The sequence below is a fragment of the Sinorhizobium psoraleae genome (assembly GCF_013283645.1).
GTDB lineage: Bacteria > Pseudomonadota > Alphaproteobacteria > Rhizobiales > Rhizobiaceae > Sinorhizobium > Sinorhizobium psoraleae.
The window spans coordinates 1-15519 of the sequence record NZ_JABEKV010000003.1 but is presented as its reverse complement, the minus strand read 5'-3'; the positions used below and the strand labels follow the sequence as shown (position 1 = coordinate 15519).

General features: G+C 60.4%; 16 protein-coding genes. 11 read left to right on the top strand and 5 right to left on the bottom strand.

Features of this window, described 5'->3' with window-relative positions; translation table 11 throughout:
- The first annotated feature begins 8 nt into the window (after positions 1–8).
- The 3 genes from ILFOPFJJ_RS15945 to ILFOPFJJ_RS15935 all read left to right on the top strand — a co-directional run bounded on the left by ILFOPFJJ_RS15945 (position 9) and on the right by ILFOPFJJ_RS15935 (position 3270).
- Positions 9–1325 (top strand): ABC transporter substrate-binding protein, encoded by a 1317-nt coding sequence (locus ILFOPFJJ_RS15945; protein ID WP_173511552.1) that lies wholly within the window; start codon positions 9–11, stop codon positions 1323–1325.
- 99 nt (positions 1326–1424) lie between these two features.
- Positions 1425–2357 carry a carbohydrate ABC transporter permease gene (locus tag ILFOPFJJ_RS15940; RefSeq protein ID WP_173511551.1) on the top strand — a complete coding sequence of 311 codons (933 nt, stop codon included), beginning with the start codon at positions 1425–1427 and terminating at the stop codon, positions 2355–2357.
- 67 nt (positions 2358–2424) lie between these two features.
- Positions 2425–3270 carry a carbohydrate ABC transporter permease gene (locus ILFOPFJJ_RS15935; protein WP_210267491.1) on the top strand — a complete coding sequence of 282 codons (846 nt, stop codon included), beginning with the start codon at positions 2425–2427 and terminating at the stop codon, positions 3268–3270.
- A gap of 257 nt (positions 3271–3527) precedes the next feature.
- Here the strand turns inward: ILFOPFJJ_RS15935 and ILFOPFJJ_RS35990 are convergent, their stop codons facing one another.
- Positions 3528–3659 (bottom strand): hypothetical protein, encoded by a 132-nt coding sequence (locus ILFOPFJJ_RS35990; protein WP_282438641.1) that lies wholly within the window; start codon positions 3657–3659, stop codon positions 3528–3530.
- Between the two features lie 292 nt (positions 3660–3951).
- Here ILFOPFJJ_RS35990 and ILFOPFJJ_RS15930 point away from each other — a divergent pair, with 292 nt between their 5' ends.
- Positions 3952–5004 carry a capsular polysaccharide export protein, LipB/KpsS family gene (locus ILFOPFJJ_RS15930; RefSeq protein WP_173512463.1) on the top strand — a complete coding sequence of 351 codons (1053 nt, stop codon included), beginning with the start codon at positions 3952–3954 and terminating at the stop codon, positions 5002–5004.
- A 60-nt stretch (positions 5005–5064) separates the two neighbouring features.
- On the opposite strand, the gene ILFOPFJJ_RS15925 is transcribed toward ILFOPFJJ_RS15930, so the two are convergent.
- The 3 genes from ILFOPFJJ_RS15925 to ILFOPFJJ_RS35075 form a co-directional block, all read right to left on the bottom strand.
- A complete protein-coding gene (locus ILFOPFJJ_RS15925; RefSeq protein ID WP_173511549.1) occupies positions 5065–5208 on the bottom strand; it encodes a hypothetical protein in 144 nt (47 codons plus the stop codon).
- 126 nt (positions 5209–5334) lie between these two features.
- Entirely contained in the window at positions 5335–6402 is a 1068-nt protein-coding gene (locus ILFOPFJJ_RS15920; protein ID WP_173511548.1) for an ROK family protein, read from the bottom strand.
- Positions 6403–6821: 419 nt separating this feature from the next.
- Positions 6822–7106, bottom strand: a complete 285-nt coding sequence (locus ILFOPFJJ_RS35075) for a helix-turn-helix domain-containing protein (RefSeq protein WP_376741424.1) — start codon at positions 7104–7106, stop codon at positions 6822–6824.
- Between the two features lie 921 nt (positions 7107–8027).
- On the opposite strand from ILFOPFJJ_RS35075, the gene otsB reads away from it, so the two are divergent.
- Positions 8028–8825 carry a trehalose-phosphatase gene (otsB, locus tag ILFOPFJJ_RS15910; protein WP_173511547.1) on the top strand — a complete coding sequence of 266 codons (798 nt, stop codon included), beginning with the start codon at positions 8028–8030 and terminating at the stop codon, positions 8823–8825.
- Between the two features lie 45 nt (positions 8826–8870).
- Positions 8871–10325 (top strand): alpha,alpha-trehalose-phosphate synthase (UDP-forming), encoded by a 1455-nt coding sequence (gene otsA / locus ILFOPFJJ_RS15905; RefSeq protein WP_173511546.1) that lies wholly within the window; start codon positions 8871–8873, stop codon positions 10323–10325.
- A gap of 56 nt (positions 10326–10381) precedes the next feature.
- Here the strand turns inward: otsA and ILFOPFJJ_RS15900 are convergent, their stop codons facing one another.
- Positions 10382–11413: a LacI family DNA-binding transcriptional regulator gene (locus ILFOPFJJ_RS15900; protein WP_173511545.1), complete on the bottom strand. Its 1032-nt coding sequence runs from the start codon at positions 11411–11413 to the stop codon at positions 10382–10384.
- A 158-nt stretch (positions 11414–11571) separates the two neighbouring features.
- Between ILFOPFJJ_RS15900 and ILFOPFJJ_RS15895 the strand changes: the two genes are divergently transcribed.
- The 5 genes from ILFOPFJJ_RS15895 to ILFOPFJJ_RS15875 all read left to right on the top strand — a co-directional run.
- Positions 11572–12663, top strand: coding sequence for a fatty acid desaturase family protein (locus ILFOPFJJ_RS15895; protein WP_173511544.1), 1092 nt, complete (start codon positions 11572–11574; stop codon positions 12661–12663).
- A gap of 50 nt (positions 12664–12713) precedes the next feature.
- On the top strand, positions 12714–13031 hold the full coding sequence (locus tag ILFOPFJJ_RS15890) for a MocE family 2Fe-2S type ferredoxin (RefSeq protein ID WP_173511543.1): 318 nt from the start codon (positions 12714–12716) through the stop codon (positions 13029–13031).
- A 44-nt stretch (positions 13032–13075) separates the two neighbouring features.
- Positions 13076–14302 (top strand): NAD(P)/FAD-dependent oxidoreductase, encoded by a 1227-nt coding sequence (locus ILFOPFJJ_RS15885; RefSeq protein WP_173511542.1) that lies wholly within the window; start codon positions 13076–13078, stop codon positions 14300–14302.
- 48 nt (positions 14303–14350) lie between these two features.
- Entirely contained in the window at positions 14351–15151 is an 801-nt protein-coding gene (locus tag ILFOPFJJ_RS15880; RefSeq protein ID WP_173511541.1) for a 3-methyl-2-oxobutanoate hydroxymethyltransferase, read from the top strand.
- Between the two features lie 64 nt (positions 15152–15215).
- Positions 15216–15519, top strand: a 304-nt coding sequence (locus ILFOPFJJ_RS15875; protein ID WP_173511540.1) for an ACT domain-containing protein, incomplete at its 3' end; no start/stop codon positions are given.

The window sequence follows — 15519 nt, the reverse complement described above, 5'->3', positions numbered from 1 at the left end:
GGAGTATCATGCCAATAAAGAGACGTGACTTTCTCGCAGCCTCCGCTGCTCTCGCCGGTGTCGCCGGCCTTTCGCCACTCGGCATCCGGCCGTCCTTCGCGCAAGCCGCTGAGCCGAGCTACAAGCCGGAGGAAGGCGCGAGCCTGCGGCTTCTGCGCTGGACACCTTTCGTCAAGGGCGACGAGGATGCCTGGCTCGCCAATACGGCGAAGTTCACCGAAGCGACCGGTGTTCAGGTGCGCATCGACAAGGAAAGCTGGGAAGATATCCGTCCGAAGGCCGCGGTCGCCGCGAATGTCGGCTCGGGTCCCGACATGGTGATGTGCTGGTTCGACGATGCGCACCAATACCCGGACAAGCTCGTCGACCTGACGGAACTGGCGAACTATCTCGGCGGCAAATATGGCGGCTGGTACGACGGCGTGAAGGGCTATGCAAGCCGCGGCGACCAGTTCATCGCCATGCCGCTGACGGCGATCGGCAACGCCATCTGCTATCGGGACAGCCACATGAAGGCGGCAGGCTTCAGCGAATTCCCGAAGGACACGGCGGGCTTCCTCGAACTCTGCAAGGCCATGAAAGCCAAGGGAACGCCGGCCGGCTTCCCGCATGGCAAGGCTGTGGGCGACGGCAACAACTACGCCCACTGGCTGCTCTGGAGCCATGGCGGCAAGATGGTCGACGAGAGCGGCAAGGTCACGATCAACAGCCCGGAGACGCTCGCAGCGATCAACTATGCCAAGGCGCTCTACGAGACTTTCATTCCGGGCACCGAAAGCTGGCTCGACATCAACAACAACCGCGCCTTCCTCGCCGGACAAGTGTCGCTCACAGCCAACGGCGTCTCGCTCTATTATGCGGCAAAGAAGGACCAGGCGCTCGCGGAACTGGCCGCCGACATCCGCACCACCAACTTCCCCGTCGGCCCGGTTGGCCAGAGCGTCGAACTGCACCAGACGAGTTCGCTGCTGCTCTTCAGCCACACCAAATATCCGGAGGCGGCAAAGGCCTACATCAAGTTCATGATGGAAGCCGACCAGATGAATGCCTGGATCCAAGGCTCCAGCGCCTATTGCTGCCAGCCGCTGAAGGCCTTCGCCAACAACCCGGTCTGGACGTCAGATCCGATCCACGCGCCCTATGCGCGCGCTTCGGAAACGTTGCGTCCGAACGGTTACGCCGGACCACTCGGCTATGCCTCGGCCGGCGTCATGGCGGATTACGTGCTGGTCGACATGTTCGCGACGGCAGTCACCGGGCAGATGACGCCGGAAGACGCCGTTGTCGAGGCCGAACGGCGGGCAAACCGTTACTATCGCGTCTAGCCATCTTGGGCGGCTCTTGATCGGGCCGCCCAACACCGGAAAGGCGCCGACGAAACATTGCCGGCGCTAAACTGCGAGATCTTCCGCGGGAGAAGTTCGATGCCCACAGCACCATCCGGAAAGCAGCCATCCGTCATGGCTTCGCTCATGCAGAACAACAACGTGCTCGGCTTCCTGTTCATGCTGCCGGCAGCTGTGTTCCTCGTCTGCTTTCTCACCTATCCGCTCGGGCTCGGCGTCTGGCTCGGTTTCACAGACACGCGCATCGGCCGCGACGGCATCTTCATCGGGCTTGAGAACTATGTCTTCCTTGCCGAGGACTCGGTCTTCTGGCTCTCGGTCTTCAACACGCTGCTCTACACCTCGGTCGCCTCGATCCTGAAGTTCGGGCTTGGCCTGTGGCTTGCTCTCCTGCTTAACGAAAACCTGCCGTTCAAGTCATTTTTCCGGGCGATCGTGCTGCTTCCTTGGGTTGTACCGACAGTGCTTTCGGCGCTTGCCTTCTGGTGGATCTACGATTCGCAGTTCTCGATCATCTCCTGGTCGCTGATGCAGCTAGGCCTCATCGACGGACCGATCAACTTCCTCGGCGATCCGACCAATGCCCGGATTTCAGTCATCGCCGCCAACGTCTGGCGCGGCATTCCGTTCGTCGCCATCTCGCTGCTTGCGGGGCTGCAGACGATACCGGCTTCGCTGCAGGAGGCAGCCTCGCTCGACGGCGCGACCAACTGGCAGCGCTTCCGCTATGTGACCTTGCCGATGCTGACGCCGATCATCGCCGTCGTCATGACCTTCTCGGTTCTCTTCACCTTCACCGATTTCCAGCTCATCTACGTGCTGACCAAGGGCGGGCCGGTGAACGCGACCCATCTGATGGCGACGCTTTCCTTCCAGCGCGGCATTCCGGGCGGTCAGCTCGGCGAGGGGGCGGCGATCGCTGTTGCCATGATTCCCTTCCTGCTTGCCGCGATCATGTTCAGCTTCTTCGGACTGCAGCGCCGCAAATGGCAGCAGGGCGGCCAGGATTGATAGGAGGCATGCCGTGAACACCACCGCGAAAATCCCGGACGACGTCCTTACCGACCATGCGGAGGGGATGAGCTACCTCAACCGGCTGCCGCGCCGGATCGTGGTTCTCTACCTGCCGATGGCGGTCTTCGTCTTCGTCCTCCTGTTTCCGTTCTACTGGATGGCGATCACGGCGGTGAAGCCGAATTCGCAACTGACCGATTATAATAACTACAGCCCATTCTGGGTCGTCGGACCGACGCTCGAACACATCAAGTATCTGTTCTTCGAGACGTCTTATCCGGGCTGGCTGTGGAACACGATGCTCGTTGCAGTCGGCTCCACGATACTCTCGCTTGCGGCCTCGGTGTTCGCGGCTTACGCGATCGAGCGGGTGCGCTTCACCGGCTCGCGGCCGGTTGGGCTGATGATCTTTCTTGCCTATCTGGTGCCGCCGTCGATCCTGTTCATCCCGCTCGCCTTCATCGTCTTCAAGTTCGGAATCTACGATTCCAGGCTGGCGCTGATCTTCACCTATCCGACCTTCCTCATCCCCTTCTGCACCTGGCTCTTGATGGGCTACTTCCGTTCTATTCCGTTCGAATTGGAGGAGAGTGCACTGGTGGACGGTGCGACGCGCTGGCAGATCCTCGTCAAGATCATCCTGCCGCTCGCCGTGCCCGGTCTGATATCGGCAGGCATCTTCGCCTTCACGCTCTCCTGGAACGAATTCATCTATGCGCTGACATTCATCCAGTCTTCGGAGAACAAGACCGTTCCGGTGGGCGTTTTGACCGAACTCGTGCGCGGCGACGTGTTCGAATGGGGGGCGTTGATGGCGGGTGCGCTGTTCGGCTCGCTGCCGGTCGTCATTCTCTACTCGTTCTTCGTCGACTACTACGTTTCGTCGATGACGGGTGCGGTGAAGGAGTAGCGCGGCATGCTCATGGCCGGCCAATGACGAAATAGCGCTGACTGGGCGAGGCCTGCAGCGATCATCGATCGACGGGGCAGGCCTCTGACCGTCAGCGTTTCCAAACGGCTGGCTAAGATTTACCACCGGGCCGGGAAGGCTGCCATTCGCCAAAACGGCTTACCTCCGACGTGCGAGCGATGGCACCCAAATGGATATGCTACTTGTGGCTGCAGCTCCCGATGGGCGATCCCCCCGCACGCGACGGTTCTTAGTAGTCAGAGGGTGCCACCCATCCATTCGACTGCGGCGATTGCCGAGCCGAGCAAAATAACCGGCACCGAGAGGGCGCCGAGGAACTTGATCATCTGAATGCGGCGCGAACGTCTGCCATGCCAATCGTAAGCCATCTTTTTAAGCCTCTGACTGCATCCAAGTTCTGCGCATATCAAAGCATCAAAGGTGCCGGACGGTCGAGTCCCAAAGTCGTGACATGCCCTTCGGGCGAGCCCGCCGGCGTGCCACACGTGGCCAACGCGCGGCAATGCTTCCACTAAATTGCCGGAGGCTGCGCAATCCTCGGCCGCTCAGCCATTGCGTTTTCGGATCTAAACTGGTTCTTGAATGCACAGTGAAGAAGCGATCGGCGCCGGAGCGCGCTCTGAGATAAGGTGCTTGGATGAGGTGTTTGTGCTAAAGGCCGTGGACAGCCTATCCGACGTGGTGGACAAGACGTGGCATCCGCCGGACGGGGCGAGGCTCGGCGCGACGTTCTTTGTCCGCCGCGCCTTTCCATGGCTCGGCCACTATTTTGGCGGGGCTCCGCTTGCCTCGACACTCGCCCCAGATATCGACGGAATTGTCTCGTGGGGTGGGCGCATTCCGGCAAAGACCGCAATGGCTGTTGCCCGCTTGCGGCGATTGCCGCATTGGCACCTCGAAGATGGCTTCCTGCGCTCGGTCGGCCTTGGCAAGGACGGAGCCGCACCCGTCTCGATCATAGTGGACGACCGGGCGCTTCCTGTCGACGGCGGGAAGGCGTCGCGCCTGGAGTTGCTGATCGCCGAGGCGGCTAGGGGGAACTGGGATCTTCTGGGGGAGCGCATCCGCGCGCGGTTGGTCGAGCACAAGCTGTCGAAATACAACAACCTGCCGCACGAGCCGCCCTCGATCGAACAGAGCACCCGGAGGCGTATCCTGCTTGTCGACCAGGTTTTTGGCGATGTCTCAGTGGAGTGTGCGCTTGGCGGCCGTCACTCCTTCAACACGATGCTCGACGATGCCTTGGCAAGCGGCGCGCAATGTGTCGTGCGTACCCACCCGGACGTCATGGCCGGCTACCGAAAAGGCTATATGACCGAGCGTGCCGCGAGGACACCTGGCGTCATTCTCCTGGCCGACCGCGTGTCCGTCGCTTCAATTCTCGACGTCGTCGACGAGGTATGGACCGTGTCGAGCCAGGTCGGCTTCGATGCCTTGTTGCGAAGGATGCCCGTGTGCTGCTACGCCATGCCATTCTACGCGGGATGGGGGCTGACGGACGATCGGGCAAGCGGCAGCGCCGTGACCGCCTTGGCGCGGCGCGCTGGTGCGAGACCCTCCATCGATCAACTCACGGCTGCAACGCTCGGGCTCTATCCGACTTATCGCAATCCGGAAAACTGGCAGCCTATGGATGTGTTCGCGGCGATCGATTTCCTGGTCGCGGAGCTCGAGACGGCGCGGCGCGGCTATATCGTTTCATTGTTTGATTGAAACAGTGACCACTCCCGCCGGCCAACAAGCTGGCCGATCCGCCCGCAGCTCGAAGCTTCGTCAATTTTCCTTTACCGAAATACCGTCCTGGCCAATCTTGATCTCGACGCCCGGCTGGCTTTCCTCGCGGTAAACATAGATGCCGAGCCCGACTGCGACTACAGCAAGAGCTGCGATGATGAGATAGAGCCCGTTCCGGTTCATCCAGTGCCGTCCTTTCGATGATTGGTGTACTCTATCGCATGTTCCTCGAACCGAGGCGATCTCGCGTGGGGGAGCTTGGCGACATGACCGGTCCGTAGAGTCGCTACCGCTCGTGGCGTCAAGCGATCATTCGCGCTTGTTGTTGAAGTGCGCGTTGCCCAGGCCGGTGCCGATCGTCAGAACTCCCCAGCCTGAGACGTCCTGCATGAATGGGATCTGCGAAAGCCCCTGAACGACGGCGTCGTTGTGCATGATCACAAAGGTTTCGTCCTCGCCGATTTGTGGAATGGCCTCCTTGATCGCGGCAGGCAGATTGAAGTGCTCGCTTTCCCAGTTGCCGCCTGGCAGGTTCTGACCGCCGCGCACGATCGATCCATCGGCGGCGATGACGCCGGGGCAGGCCACTCCAATCACGGGTGCGGGTAAAAGGTCGGCCTTATCCGCCTTTGCGATGAGCTCTTCAATCATGCTGATGAGACGTTCGATCGCGGTGGTCCGATTGGGCTTGTCGTCCGCGTGTCGCCATTTGTCTGACTTCCAGACCTTGGCCTTTGAGAGGTCCGCCTCTTCTTTCAAGCGCAGCTCGACTATGCCCACGCGAAGATTTGTGCCGCCAATATCAACGGCGAGCATAGCCTTGTGCCCCTTCAGCATCCAAGTCGGCATCAGGTGGGCGGCGCCGATAAGCCCTGCGTCATCCGGATGGTGGGCGATGGGAGTAAGTTCTACCTTGGTGCCCTTGGCCTTTAGCAGCACCATTGCACGGGCGATTGCGAGTTCACCTACGGCGCTCCCTCCAAAGCCACCACCGATCACGACACGCTCCGTATTGTTCCAGCTCTTTTGTTGCAGGAATTTGGCGAGAATGCTGGCGAGCTCGCCCGCGAAATCGTCAGCCGCTCCCATAATCAGGGCGGCCGCCTCCTTGTCGTCACCCTTCAGAAGTGCGTCGATCTGCTTTTTCGACAGATCGCCGGTTGGCGTCTTCCCGAGTGGATCGTCGCCCCCCTTGCGCACGCGCCTGCGCCATGCGTCGAGCTTCTCCTGAAAGGCGTATTTGTTGGCCTTGTCGCCCAGGAACCCGTCAGAGCTACGCAGTCCGATATTGTAGTCGTCGACCGTGACCGACGCTAAATCGTCGGCACCATGAGTGAGGAGGGCGCCATCTGGCTTCTCGTTCGCGGATCTGCTCACGCAACCTCCCGTATGACGATTCACCTGAACTGGATCCGAGACCGGAGTGAGTCCTATAACGTGAGGGGCCGGGCGATGTTCCGACGTCGAGGCTGCAAATCGAGAAAGAAGTCGATTGGGGATGGATAACGCCGATAGCAGAGCCTAAGCGATTGAAATGATCGAATTAAGTTGATGCGTAGTAGGCGCGGGGACCGGTAATTGGCAGCGGTCAAAAATGCTCGTGCGTGAGCGTCACGCTCTATCACTTCTGCTCATGGTGAGTCGATTTGACGCACGGCACGTTACCATATTCGTTTTGTCCCACGCATCGAGCTCTTCAATCGGGTACAGCACCGCCTTTCTGACTTTCGGTCGCGAATTCGGTCGAAAGCCCGGTTCAAGGCTAGACCCCCTTGCCAGGCAGAAACTCGGTAAGCTCATTGCAGATTCCGCTTGGTGGTCTCGCCGCCATGACGATCGGACGTGTCCTCGAAGAAGTACGAGGGTGCCACATCGAGCACTTCTGCGATCGCTTGAAGCCGGCTTGCTCCGACCCTATTGATCCCGTTCTCGTACTTCTGCACCTGCTGGAACGCAATCCCGAGCGCCTTGGCAAGGGCTTCCTGGGTCATCTCGATCCAGAGTCGGCGCATGCGGATCCGGCCGCCTATGTGAATGTCGATTGGATCAGGTTTCTTTCTTTCAGGGGTACGAGTGAACACGCGTTACTCCTGTGTTTGCTGATTTCGAACCAAGCGTCGCCGGCGAGTCGGGATCCAGAACCAACCGATCGAGCGCAATGCGTAACGCCCTCCGTCGGCGCACGAGCATCCCTGAAACCAGGAGCCTCAGGAACCGCCCGTGCGGAACGGCGTCGAACAACAGAGCTCCTGCCGCTCCGATAAACTTCCTCGCGAAGCTCCTCCCAGTCAGTTGTATACTGCTACAGTGCTCAACTTATGTCTTGTCTTTGCACGCCAACTTTGCTGCTCGTATATTTTCAGCCTTGGAAGTTTGCCTTTGTACTCACCGCCGGAACTCGCATTCCGACCCGATCTTCCGACACAGATCGCAGAGAGGCGCGGTGCAATTGCCTACCCCGAAGGCCAACCCTCCTCCGCGTTGCGAAGCAAGATGATGACCGAGGGCATGACATCGCTCAGCCTTCATTTGCGCTTGATGAGTTCGAGCGTTACATGCGGTCCAACAACAACGAAATCGCCTGGAAGCCTGAAAACGAGCGGTCATTCGCGTCCGCACAACGCGATACGATTCGATGACGCAAATTACGAAGGAGGTGGCCTTCCTGATGAAGGTGCGAGAGCCTTCGGAACTACCAACAATCGATCCGGCCTTCGCTTCCGGTGCAATTGCGGTTGCTGCAATCGCCCTCAATTCCGAATGGGCGATACCCGCGTTGCGCAAAACCTGCTGCTTCAGATGGAGACCGACATCAGCATGAGGCGGCAAAACGGCGCGCTGTAAACTCGGTAACAGGTCTTCAGATGGCCACACATTGCGGGATGCCGCCCCTCGATCCCCCAGCGCCTGGCCCCGTTGGAGCACCGGCCTTTGGACAGCAAATATCTGCTAAATGGAAGCTTAGGGTTGGTCGATCGCCGGCTCTGATGTAAATAGGGGCTATGTCACATCAGAAACAGTTTCTCGGGGCCTCGAAACCGGACGCGGTTTCAGGAGAGGACTTCATTCGCGCCGCTCTCACAACAGATCTGCGGGGCTGGGCTCTGTTCCTCGATATCGATGGGACGTTGCTTGACCTTGCCGAAACGCCGGACGCGGTAGTCGTTCCGCCTTCGCTGCCTGCGAACCTCAATGCTTTGTCGAGAAAACTCGGAGGTGCTCTGGCACTCGTGACTGGTCGCGCCCTCGACTATGCCGACGGGCTCTTTTCGCCGGCCCATTTCCCCATCGCGGGGCTGCATGGTGCCGAGCGCCGCGATCCGGACGGCCTTGTACACAAAGCCGCCGACACGACGGAATTTGAGCGGCTGAAGGCCGATCTTGTCGCCGATACGGCCAACTGGCCCGGGGTTTTGATCGAGGACAAGGGAGCGGCGGTCGCCGCGCACTACCGGCTTGCACCGGACAGGCAACTCCAACTTGAACTGCTGATCGAGCGGGCGTTGATCCGAGCAGGGCCAAACTGGGCGATCCAGCATGGCAAGATGGTGATCGAAATCCGTCCGGCACGAGCCGACAAGGGTGACGCAATCGCGGCGTTTCTCGCGCAGCCACCCTTTGCCGGGAGGCGCGCCATCGCCATCGGGGATGACGTGACTGACGAAGCGATGTTTCGCACGGTCAACCAACTCGGCGGCTACTCGATCCGCATCGGACCGCCCTTGCCTTCGAGCGAAGCGCTCGGCTCCGTTCCCTCTGCCGAGGCCCTGCGCGGCATCATCGCCGCACTGGTCTCCTGAATTTTTGAGCACCTGACATATCTTCTTGAATGAAGGGAGTTCGGCATGGGCCGTCTCATCATCGTTTCCAACCGTGTACCTGTTCCGGAAAAGGGTGGTATTGCGCCCGCCGGTGGGCTGGCGGTCGCGCTGAAAGTCGCCCTCGAAGAGCATGGCGGCATATGGATGGGCTGGTCGGGGAAATCGAGCGGAGAGCGCGAGCCGCAGGCGCTTGCACAATTGCAGCAGGGTAACATCACCTATGCATTGACGGATCTGACCGACACCGATGTCGAGGAATATTACCACGGCTTTGCCAATCGGGTTCTTTGGCCGATCTGCCACTACCGGCTTGATCTCGCCGAATACGGTCGCAAGGAAATGGCCGGGTATTTTCGCGTCAACCGCTTCTTCGCCCGCAGGCTTGCCCCGCTTGTCAAACCTGATGACGTCATCTGGGTGCACGACTACCACTTAATCCCTCTCGCGGCAGAGCTGCGCCAAATGGGATTGAAGAACCGGATCGGTTTCTTTCTCCACATTCCCTGGCCGCCCGCTGATGTGCTCTTCACGATGCCCGTTCACGAGGAGATCATGCGTGGCCTGTCTCACTACGACGTCGTCGGCTTTCAGACAGATCATGACCTTGAGAACTTCGCCGGCTGTCTCAGGCGGGAAGGCATCGGCGACGAACTTGGCGAAGGGCGCTTCAGCGCCTATGGCCGCATATTCAAAGGCGGCACCTATGCAATCGGCATTGAGACTGCAGCCTTTGCCGAATTCGCCAAAAAGGCAGCGACCAACAAGACGGTCAAAAGAACGCGTGAAAGCATTGGCCATCGCAGTCTGATCATTGGTGTCGATCGCCTCGATTATTCCAAGGGGATCACGCAGCGCATTGACGCCTTCGAACGCTTCATCCTGGCCAATCCGGCCCAGCATGGGCATGTGACCTATCTACAAATCACGCCGAAATCCCGTTCCGAAGTGCCGGAGTACGAAGCCATGCAGCGCATGGTTGCCGAACAGGCCGGCAGGGTGAACGGCGCGCTCGGCGCCGTCGATTGGGTGCCGATACGCTATATCAACCGCTCCTTAGGCCGCCACATTCTTGCCGGGCTTTACCGGCTTAGCAAAGTTGGCCTCGTGACACCGCTTCGAGATGGGATGAATCTTGTCGCAAAGGAATACGTAGCCGCGCAGGATCCGGACAATCCCGGCGTGCTTCTGCTTTCCCGTTTCGCCGGAGCTGCTCGCGAGCTGAACGGCGCGCTGCTCGTCAACCCATACGACGTGGAGGGTACCGCAAACGCCATGGCGCGCGCGCTGAGCATGCCGCCGAAAGAACGGAAGGAGCGCTGGAAGACGATGATGGATCACTTGCTGGAACACGATGTCACGCGCTGGTGCCAGGATTTTCTCGATGATCTAACGGGCAGAACCGAATCGGCCTGGATAGAGCCCTTAGATGGAAGGCAGGCTTCGTATTCTGAAAAAGCTGGGATCAAAACTGGCGAATAAATTTTCTCTCTCAAGTCGCACACCATTCTTGAACTCAGCAATCGCCGCCGACAAGATCAGATATTCTCCGGTGTGAAGATGTCGAAAGCCAGGAAGGTCTGTCCTGGCACACCGGCCGCTCCCCGATCGATCGCGCCGATCATCAAATTGATGGTTTCCCGCACGAGGGCCGGAACCGGGGTTGCGATCGCCATCATGACTGCCTCGTCGGCAAGCGCTGCGCGTGACTCCGGCGTGAGTTCGTTGACGACCACCAGCAGCTTACGCTCGAGCTTTTCCTCTCGGATCGCCGAAATTGCGCCCTCCATCCCGCCGCCGCAGACATAGAAACCGATGAGATCGGGATGCCGCCGCAAAAGGTCAAGCGTTGCCTCGTGGGTGATCTCGGCGGTATCCAGGTTGACCATTGTGTCGAGCACTTCGAATTCGGGCGCGTTCTCGCGAAAATAGGAGCGAAAGGCGATCTCGCGCAGTTCATGCCCGTGGAAGCGATGACTGCCGACGAAGGCCGCCACCTTTCCGGGGCGTTTGGCCGCCTTTGCGATCATCCAGGCCGCAGTTCTTCCGACCTTGCGGTTGTTCAAGCCGACATAGCCCTCACGCACGCCGGCTGCGAAATCGGAAAGCAGCGAGAAGACCGGAATGCCGCGCTCCTTCAGCTCTTCTATCACCGCCGTGACGGCTGGATAGTCGGGCGCGACAAGTGCGATCGCCTGGTTGCGTGCCGCCATCGCCTTCAGCTTTTCGGTGATGCCTGCCGGGGTGGAATTCGGAACGAAGTCCACCTGAGGGAGCGCGCGGACATGGGTCAGTGACAGCGCCGCGTTCTCGATCTCTTTCGCAACCGCCTGATAGAAAGACTGCTGCGGTTTTTGCAGGAGGAAGCCGAGACGATATTGCGGGAGATCCTCGAATACGCGCTGGCGAAGCAGGCCGACGGCGTGATAGCCGATCGTCTTGGCCGCGTCGTAAACCCTTCGCGCCGTTTCCTCGCGCACCGGATGACGCCCGTTTAACACCCGATCGACCGTGGCGACGCTCACGCCGGCCGCCCGCGCAAGATCCGCGATCGTCGGTCTCCTGGTCATTGCGCTTCCTCCTGAAATTATCCCCTCAAGCATGAACCCGTCGCTATGATGGAAATTGAGAGAATATATCATGACTGCATTGAGAATTGTCAAAAGTCAACATACCCTCCTTTCATCGAATTTGGGGCGCAATCGGGAGTGCGCTTCGGGAGGACGAGATGACGACGGTTGCCACCAAGAGAGATTACAGCCTGCTCGGGCGCGATGCCGAAGCGGCAGTCGCCAACGGGCTTTCCGCGGCTGAGTGGTATCACACCGAGATTCCGCGCAAGCAAATGAAGGAATTGATGAAACGCGAGGATGGCCCGGCCATTCGCGACACCGTCCTCTGGCTCGGCAGCATGGTGCTTTTCGGGGGGCTCGGCATTTATTTCTGGGGCACTTGGGCCGCGGTGCCGCTTTTCCTCGCCTACGGCGTCCTCTACGGCTCGGCCTCCGACAGCCGCTGGCACGAATGCGGCCATGGCACCGCGTTCAAGACGATGTGGATGAATGATGTCGTCTATCAGATCGCCTGTTTCATGATCATGCGCAATCCGGTGACCTGGCGCTGGAGCCACACCCGCCACCACACCGATACGGTCATCGTCGGCCGCGACCCGGAAATCGCCGTCATGCGCCCGCCGGACCTACTCCGGCTCGTTCTCAATTTTTTCGGCATCATCGATGTCTGCCACGCTGTCATCGATATGGTGCGGAATGCCTTCGGCGTGATCAGCGCTGCCGAAAAGACTTTCATCCCGGAAATGGAGCAGCCGAAGGCGATCCTGGTCGCCCGCATCTGGCTGGCGATCTATGTCGCGACGATCGGTCTGTCGATCTATCTCGGCTCTCTTTTGCCGCTGATGCTGAGCGGGTTGCCGCGCCTCTATGGCGCCTGGCATCACGTGTTGACCGGCCTGTTGCAGCATGGCGGGCTTGCCGACAACGTCACCGATCACCGACTGAACAGCCGCACGGTCTATATGAACCCGGTGAGCCGCTTCATCTACTGGAACATGAACTATCATGTCGAGCATCACATGTTCCCGATGGTGCCTTATCACGCGCTGCCGAAGCTGCATGTGATGATCAAGCACGACCTGCCGGCGGCGAGCCCGTCCATGCTTCACGGCTATCGCGAAATGATCGCGGCTTTCCTCAGGCAGCTCAGGAACGAGGACTATTTCCTGAAGCGCGAACTGCCGCCGACGGCAAAGCCCTATCGCGAAGAGTTCCACAACGACCGGGTCATCCACGCCGCTGAGTGAGCGTGGAAAACGACAGTCTATCAAAACCTTGCATTGAAGGGAGGAAACCCATGAGCTCGAACTGGGTCGAGGTCTGTGCGGCCGACGAAATCGATGAGGAAGACGTTATCCGCTTCGATCACGAGGGGCGAACCTTCGCCGTCTATCGCAGCCCCGATGACGATTATTTCGCGACCGATGGGCTCTGCACCCACGAGCACATTCATCTCGCCGATGGGCTGGTGATGGACGACATCATCGAATGTCCCAAGCACAACGGCCGCTTCAACTACAAGACTGGCCAGGCCAAGGGCGCCCCCGTGTGTGTCAACCTCCGGACCTATCCGGTGAAGGTTGAGGCCGGCAGCGTCTTCATCGCGATTTCCTGACGACAAATTGCCTTAACGCCGAACCGGCGGAGGGAGGAGAAGGCATGACACATATCGTCATCGTTGGTGCCGGTGAATGCGGCGCGCGGGCGGCGTTTGCGCTGAGAGAAAAAGGCTTCGATGGCGAAATCACGCTGATCGGCGCCGAACCGCATCTTCCCTATGAACGCCCGCCGCTTTCGAAGGACGGGCTCGCGGGCGCCGAGCCCCCGCAATATGTGGCGGCGGCGGAGCGCTATCAGGATGCCGGAATAACGGTGCTCACCGAGGCACCCGTCGAGACGCTCGACCGTGAGCAGAAGAAGGTCAGGCTCGCTGACGGTCGTTTGATTGGCTATGACCGGCTGCTGCTTGCGACCGGCGCTCGGCCGCGGGCGTTTCCGGGCGCTCCGGAAAACTCCGAACGCATCCGCATGCTGAGGACGCACGCCGACGCGGCGGCGATCCGTCCAATGCTTCTCCCCGGCCGTAAACTTGCGATCCTCGGCGGCGGTTTCATAGGACTCGAACTCGCCGCCACCGCTCGCAAGCTCGGTGCCGATGTCATTCTCGTCGAAGGCCTGCCGCGGGTATTAAGCCGCGGTGTGCCGGAAGAGATCGCTGCGGTCGTGGCCGAGCGGCATCGGCGCGAAGGCGTCGAGATCGTCTGCGGCGCGAAGATCGCAGCACTTGAAGAAGAGGGCGGCCGAGCGCGTGTCCTCTTCGCCGATGGCGGCGGCGTTTCCGCCGACCTGGTCATCGTCGGCATCGGCGCGGTCCCCAACACCGAACTGGCGGAGGCCGCGGGTCTTGCGATTGACAACGGCATCGCAGTCGACGAGCGGCTCAGCACCTCCGATCCCGATATCTTCGCCGCGGGCGACTGCTGCTCTTTTCCGGTGTCGCATTACGGCGGGCGGCGGGTGCGGCTCGAAGCCTGGCGCAATGCCCAGGAACAAGGGACGCTCGTCGCCAATAACCTCATCGGCGGGGTCGAGCCTGTCTCCAGCGTACCGTGGTTCTGGTCGGATCAATACGATCTCACTTTGCAGATTGCCGGTCTTGCCGACGGCGCGGCGAGGACAGTCCGGCGCGACATGGAGGAGGGGGCCTTCGTCCTCTTCCACCTGGATGGCGATGGCCGGCTGATCGCCGCTAGCGGCGTCGGCCCCGGCAATGCAGTCGCGCGCGATATCCGCCTCGCCGAAATGCTCATTGCCGCAGGCAGCCGACCCGACCCGGCGGCGCTTGCTTCGCCCGAAACAAAGCTCAAGAAGCTGTTGGCAGCCTGAGCGTCGCCCGATTCCCGCTGTTCTCTAAGCACCCCGCTGGAGGTTTCGATGAAACACCGTCGCCCGACTGTTGCCGATCTGTTGTCGATGAAAGGGACGAGGCAACTGACCATGCTTCGTGTCGTGACGCTAGCCGAGGCCGAAGCCGCCGAGGAGGCCGGCATCGACCTCGTCTCCGTTCCCCCGGCACTCCTGGGACCGGAATTCCGCGAGGCGGCACCCTCCGTCTTCGCCTTCCCCGGGCTCGAATATGGCGATTACGTCACGGCGGAGGAGTATCTGCGCGCCGCCTTCCAGGCGATGCGTGCCGGCGGCGACGCGGTCTATTGCGCTGCCGGTCTCTCCACGGTCAGGCGGCTGCGAGAGGAGGGCATTCCTGTCTGCGGCCATGTAGGGCTGATCCCCTCCAAGGCCACCTGGACCGGCGGCTTCCGCGCGGTCGGCAAGACTGCGGAAAGCGCGCTCGAGGTCTGGCGGCAGGTAAAGGCGCTCGAAGAGGCGGGCGCCTTTGCGGCCGAGATCGAGGTCGTGCCCGCCGAGGTGGCGACGGCGATCTCCAGGCGCACTTCGCTGCTGATGCTCTCCATGGGTGCTGGCACCGGATGCGACGCACAGTATCTTTTCGCGGAGGACGTGCTTGGGCAGAACCGCGGCCATTATCCGCGCCACGCCAAGGTCTATCGCGACTTCGCCGCCGAGTTCGACCGCCTGCAGCAGGAGCGCGTCGCCGCCTTCCGCGAATATGCCGAGGACGTTCGCTCCGGCGCCTATCCGGAAAAGGCGCATCTGGTTGGCATCGCGCCGGCGGAAGTGGAGGATTTTCTCGAGAAAATCGATGCGCAGGAGTAGAACCTTCTCGCAAATCGAAAGCAGCGGCTCTGCGCTGAAGGACGCGACGGCAAGGACGAAAACAATGCACAATTATGTTTTGACGGTAACCTGCAAATCAACACGCGGCATCGTCGCGGCGATCTCCCGCTACCTCGCCGAACAGGGCTGCAACATCATCGACAGCTCACAGTTTGACGATCTCGAAACGGGTCTCTTCTTCATTCGTGTCAGCTTCATTTCGGAAGAGGGCGTGAGCCGGGAGGTGCTCGAAAAGGGCTTCGCGCCGATTGCCGAGACGTTCGGCATGGAAGCGGCAATCCACGACGCCAGCGAGCGCATGAAGGTGCTGTTGATGGTGTCGCGTTTCGGCCATTGCCTGAACGACC

What these genes read in the sequence shown, in the direction of transcription:
- ILFOPFJJ_RS15945 (WP_173511552.1), top strand. Translation starts at nt 9, where the DNA reads ATGCCAATAAAGAGACGTGACTTTCTCGCAGCCTCCGCTGCTCTCGCC.
- ILFOPFJJ_RS15940 (WP_173511551.1), top strand. Translation starts at nt 1,425, where the DNA reads ATGCCCACAGCACCATCCGGAAAGCAGCCATCCGTCATGGCTTCGCTC.
- ILFOPFJJ_RS15935 (WP_210267491.1), top strand. Translation starts at nt 2,425, where the DNA reads ATGAGCTACCTCAACCGGCTGCCGCGCCGGATCGTGGTTCTCTACCTG.
- ILFOPFJJ_RS35990 (WP_282438641.1), bottom strand. Translation starts at nt 3,659, where the DNA reads ATGGCTTACGATTGGCATGGCAGACGTTCGCGCCGCATTCAGATGATC.
- ILFOPFJJ_RS15925 (WP_173511549.1), bottom strand. Translation starts at nt 5,208, where the DNA reads ATGAACCGGAACGGGCTCTATCTCATCATCGCAGCTCTTGCTGTAGTC.
- otsB (WP_173511547.1), top strand. Translation starts at nt 8,028, where the DNA reads ATGTCACATCAGAAACAGTTTCTCGGGGCCTCGAAACCGGACGCGGTT.
- otsA (WP_173511546.1), top strand. Translation starts at nt 8,871, where the DNA reads ATGGGCCGTCTCATCATCGTTTCCAACCGTGTACCTGTTCCGGAAAAG.
- ILFOPFJJ_RS15900 (WP_173511545.1), bottom strand. Translation starts at nt 11,413, where the DNA reads ATGACCAGGAGACCGACGATCGCGGATCTTGCGCGGGCGGCCGGCGTG.
- ILFOPFJJ_RS15895 (WP_173511544.1), top strand. Translation starts at nt 11,572, where the DNA reads ATGACGACGGTTGCCACCAAGAGAGATTACAGCCTGCTCGGGCGCGAT.
- ILFOPFJJ_RS15890 (WP_173511543.1), top strand. Translation starts at nt 12,714, where the DNA reads ATGAGCTCGAACTGGGTCGAGGTCTGTGCGGCCGACGAAATCGATGAG.
- ILFOPFJJ_RS15885 (WP_173511542.1), top strand. Translation starts at nt 13,076, where the DNA reads ATGACACATATCGTCATCGTTGGTGCCGGTGAATGCGGCGCGCGGGCG.
- ILFOPFJJ_RS15880 (WP_173511541.1), top strand. Translation starts at nt 14,351, where the DNA reads ATGAAACACCGTCGCCCGACTGTTGCCGATCTGTTGTCGATGAAAGGG.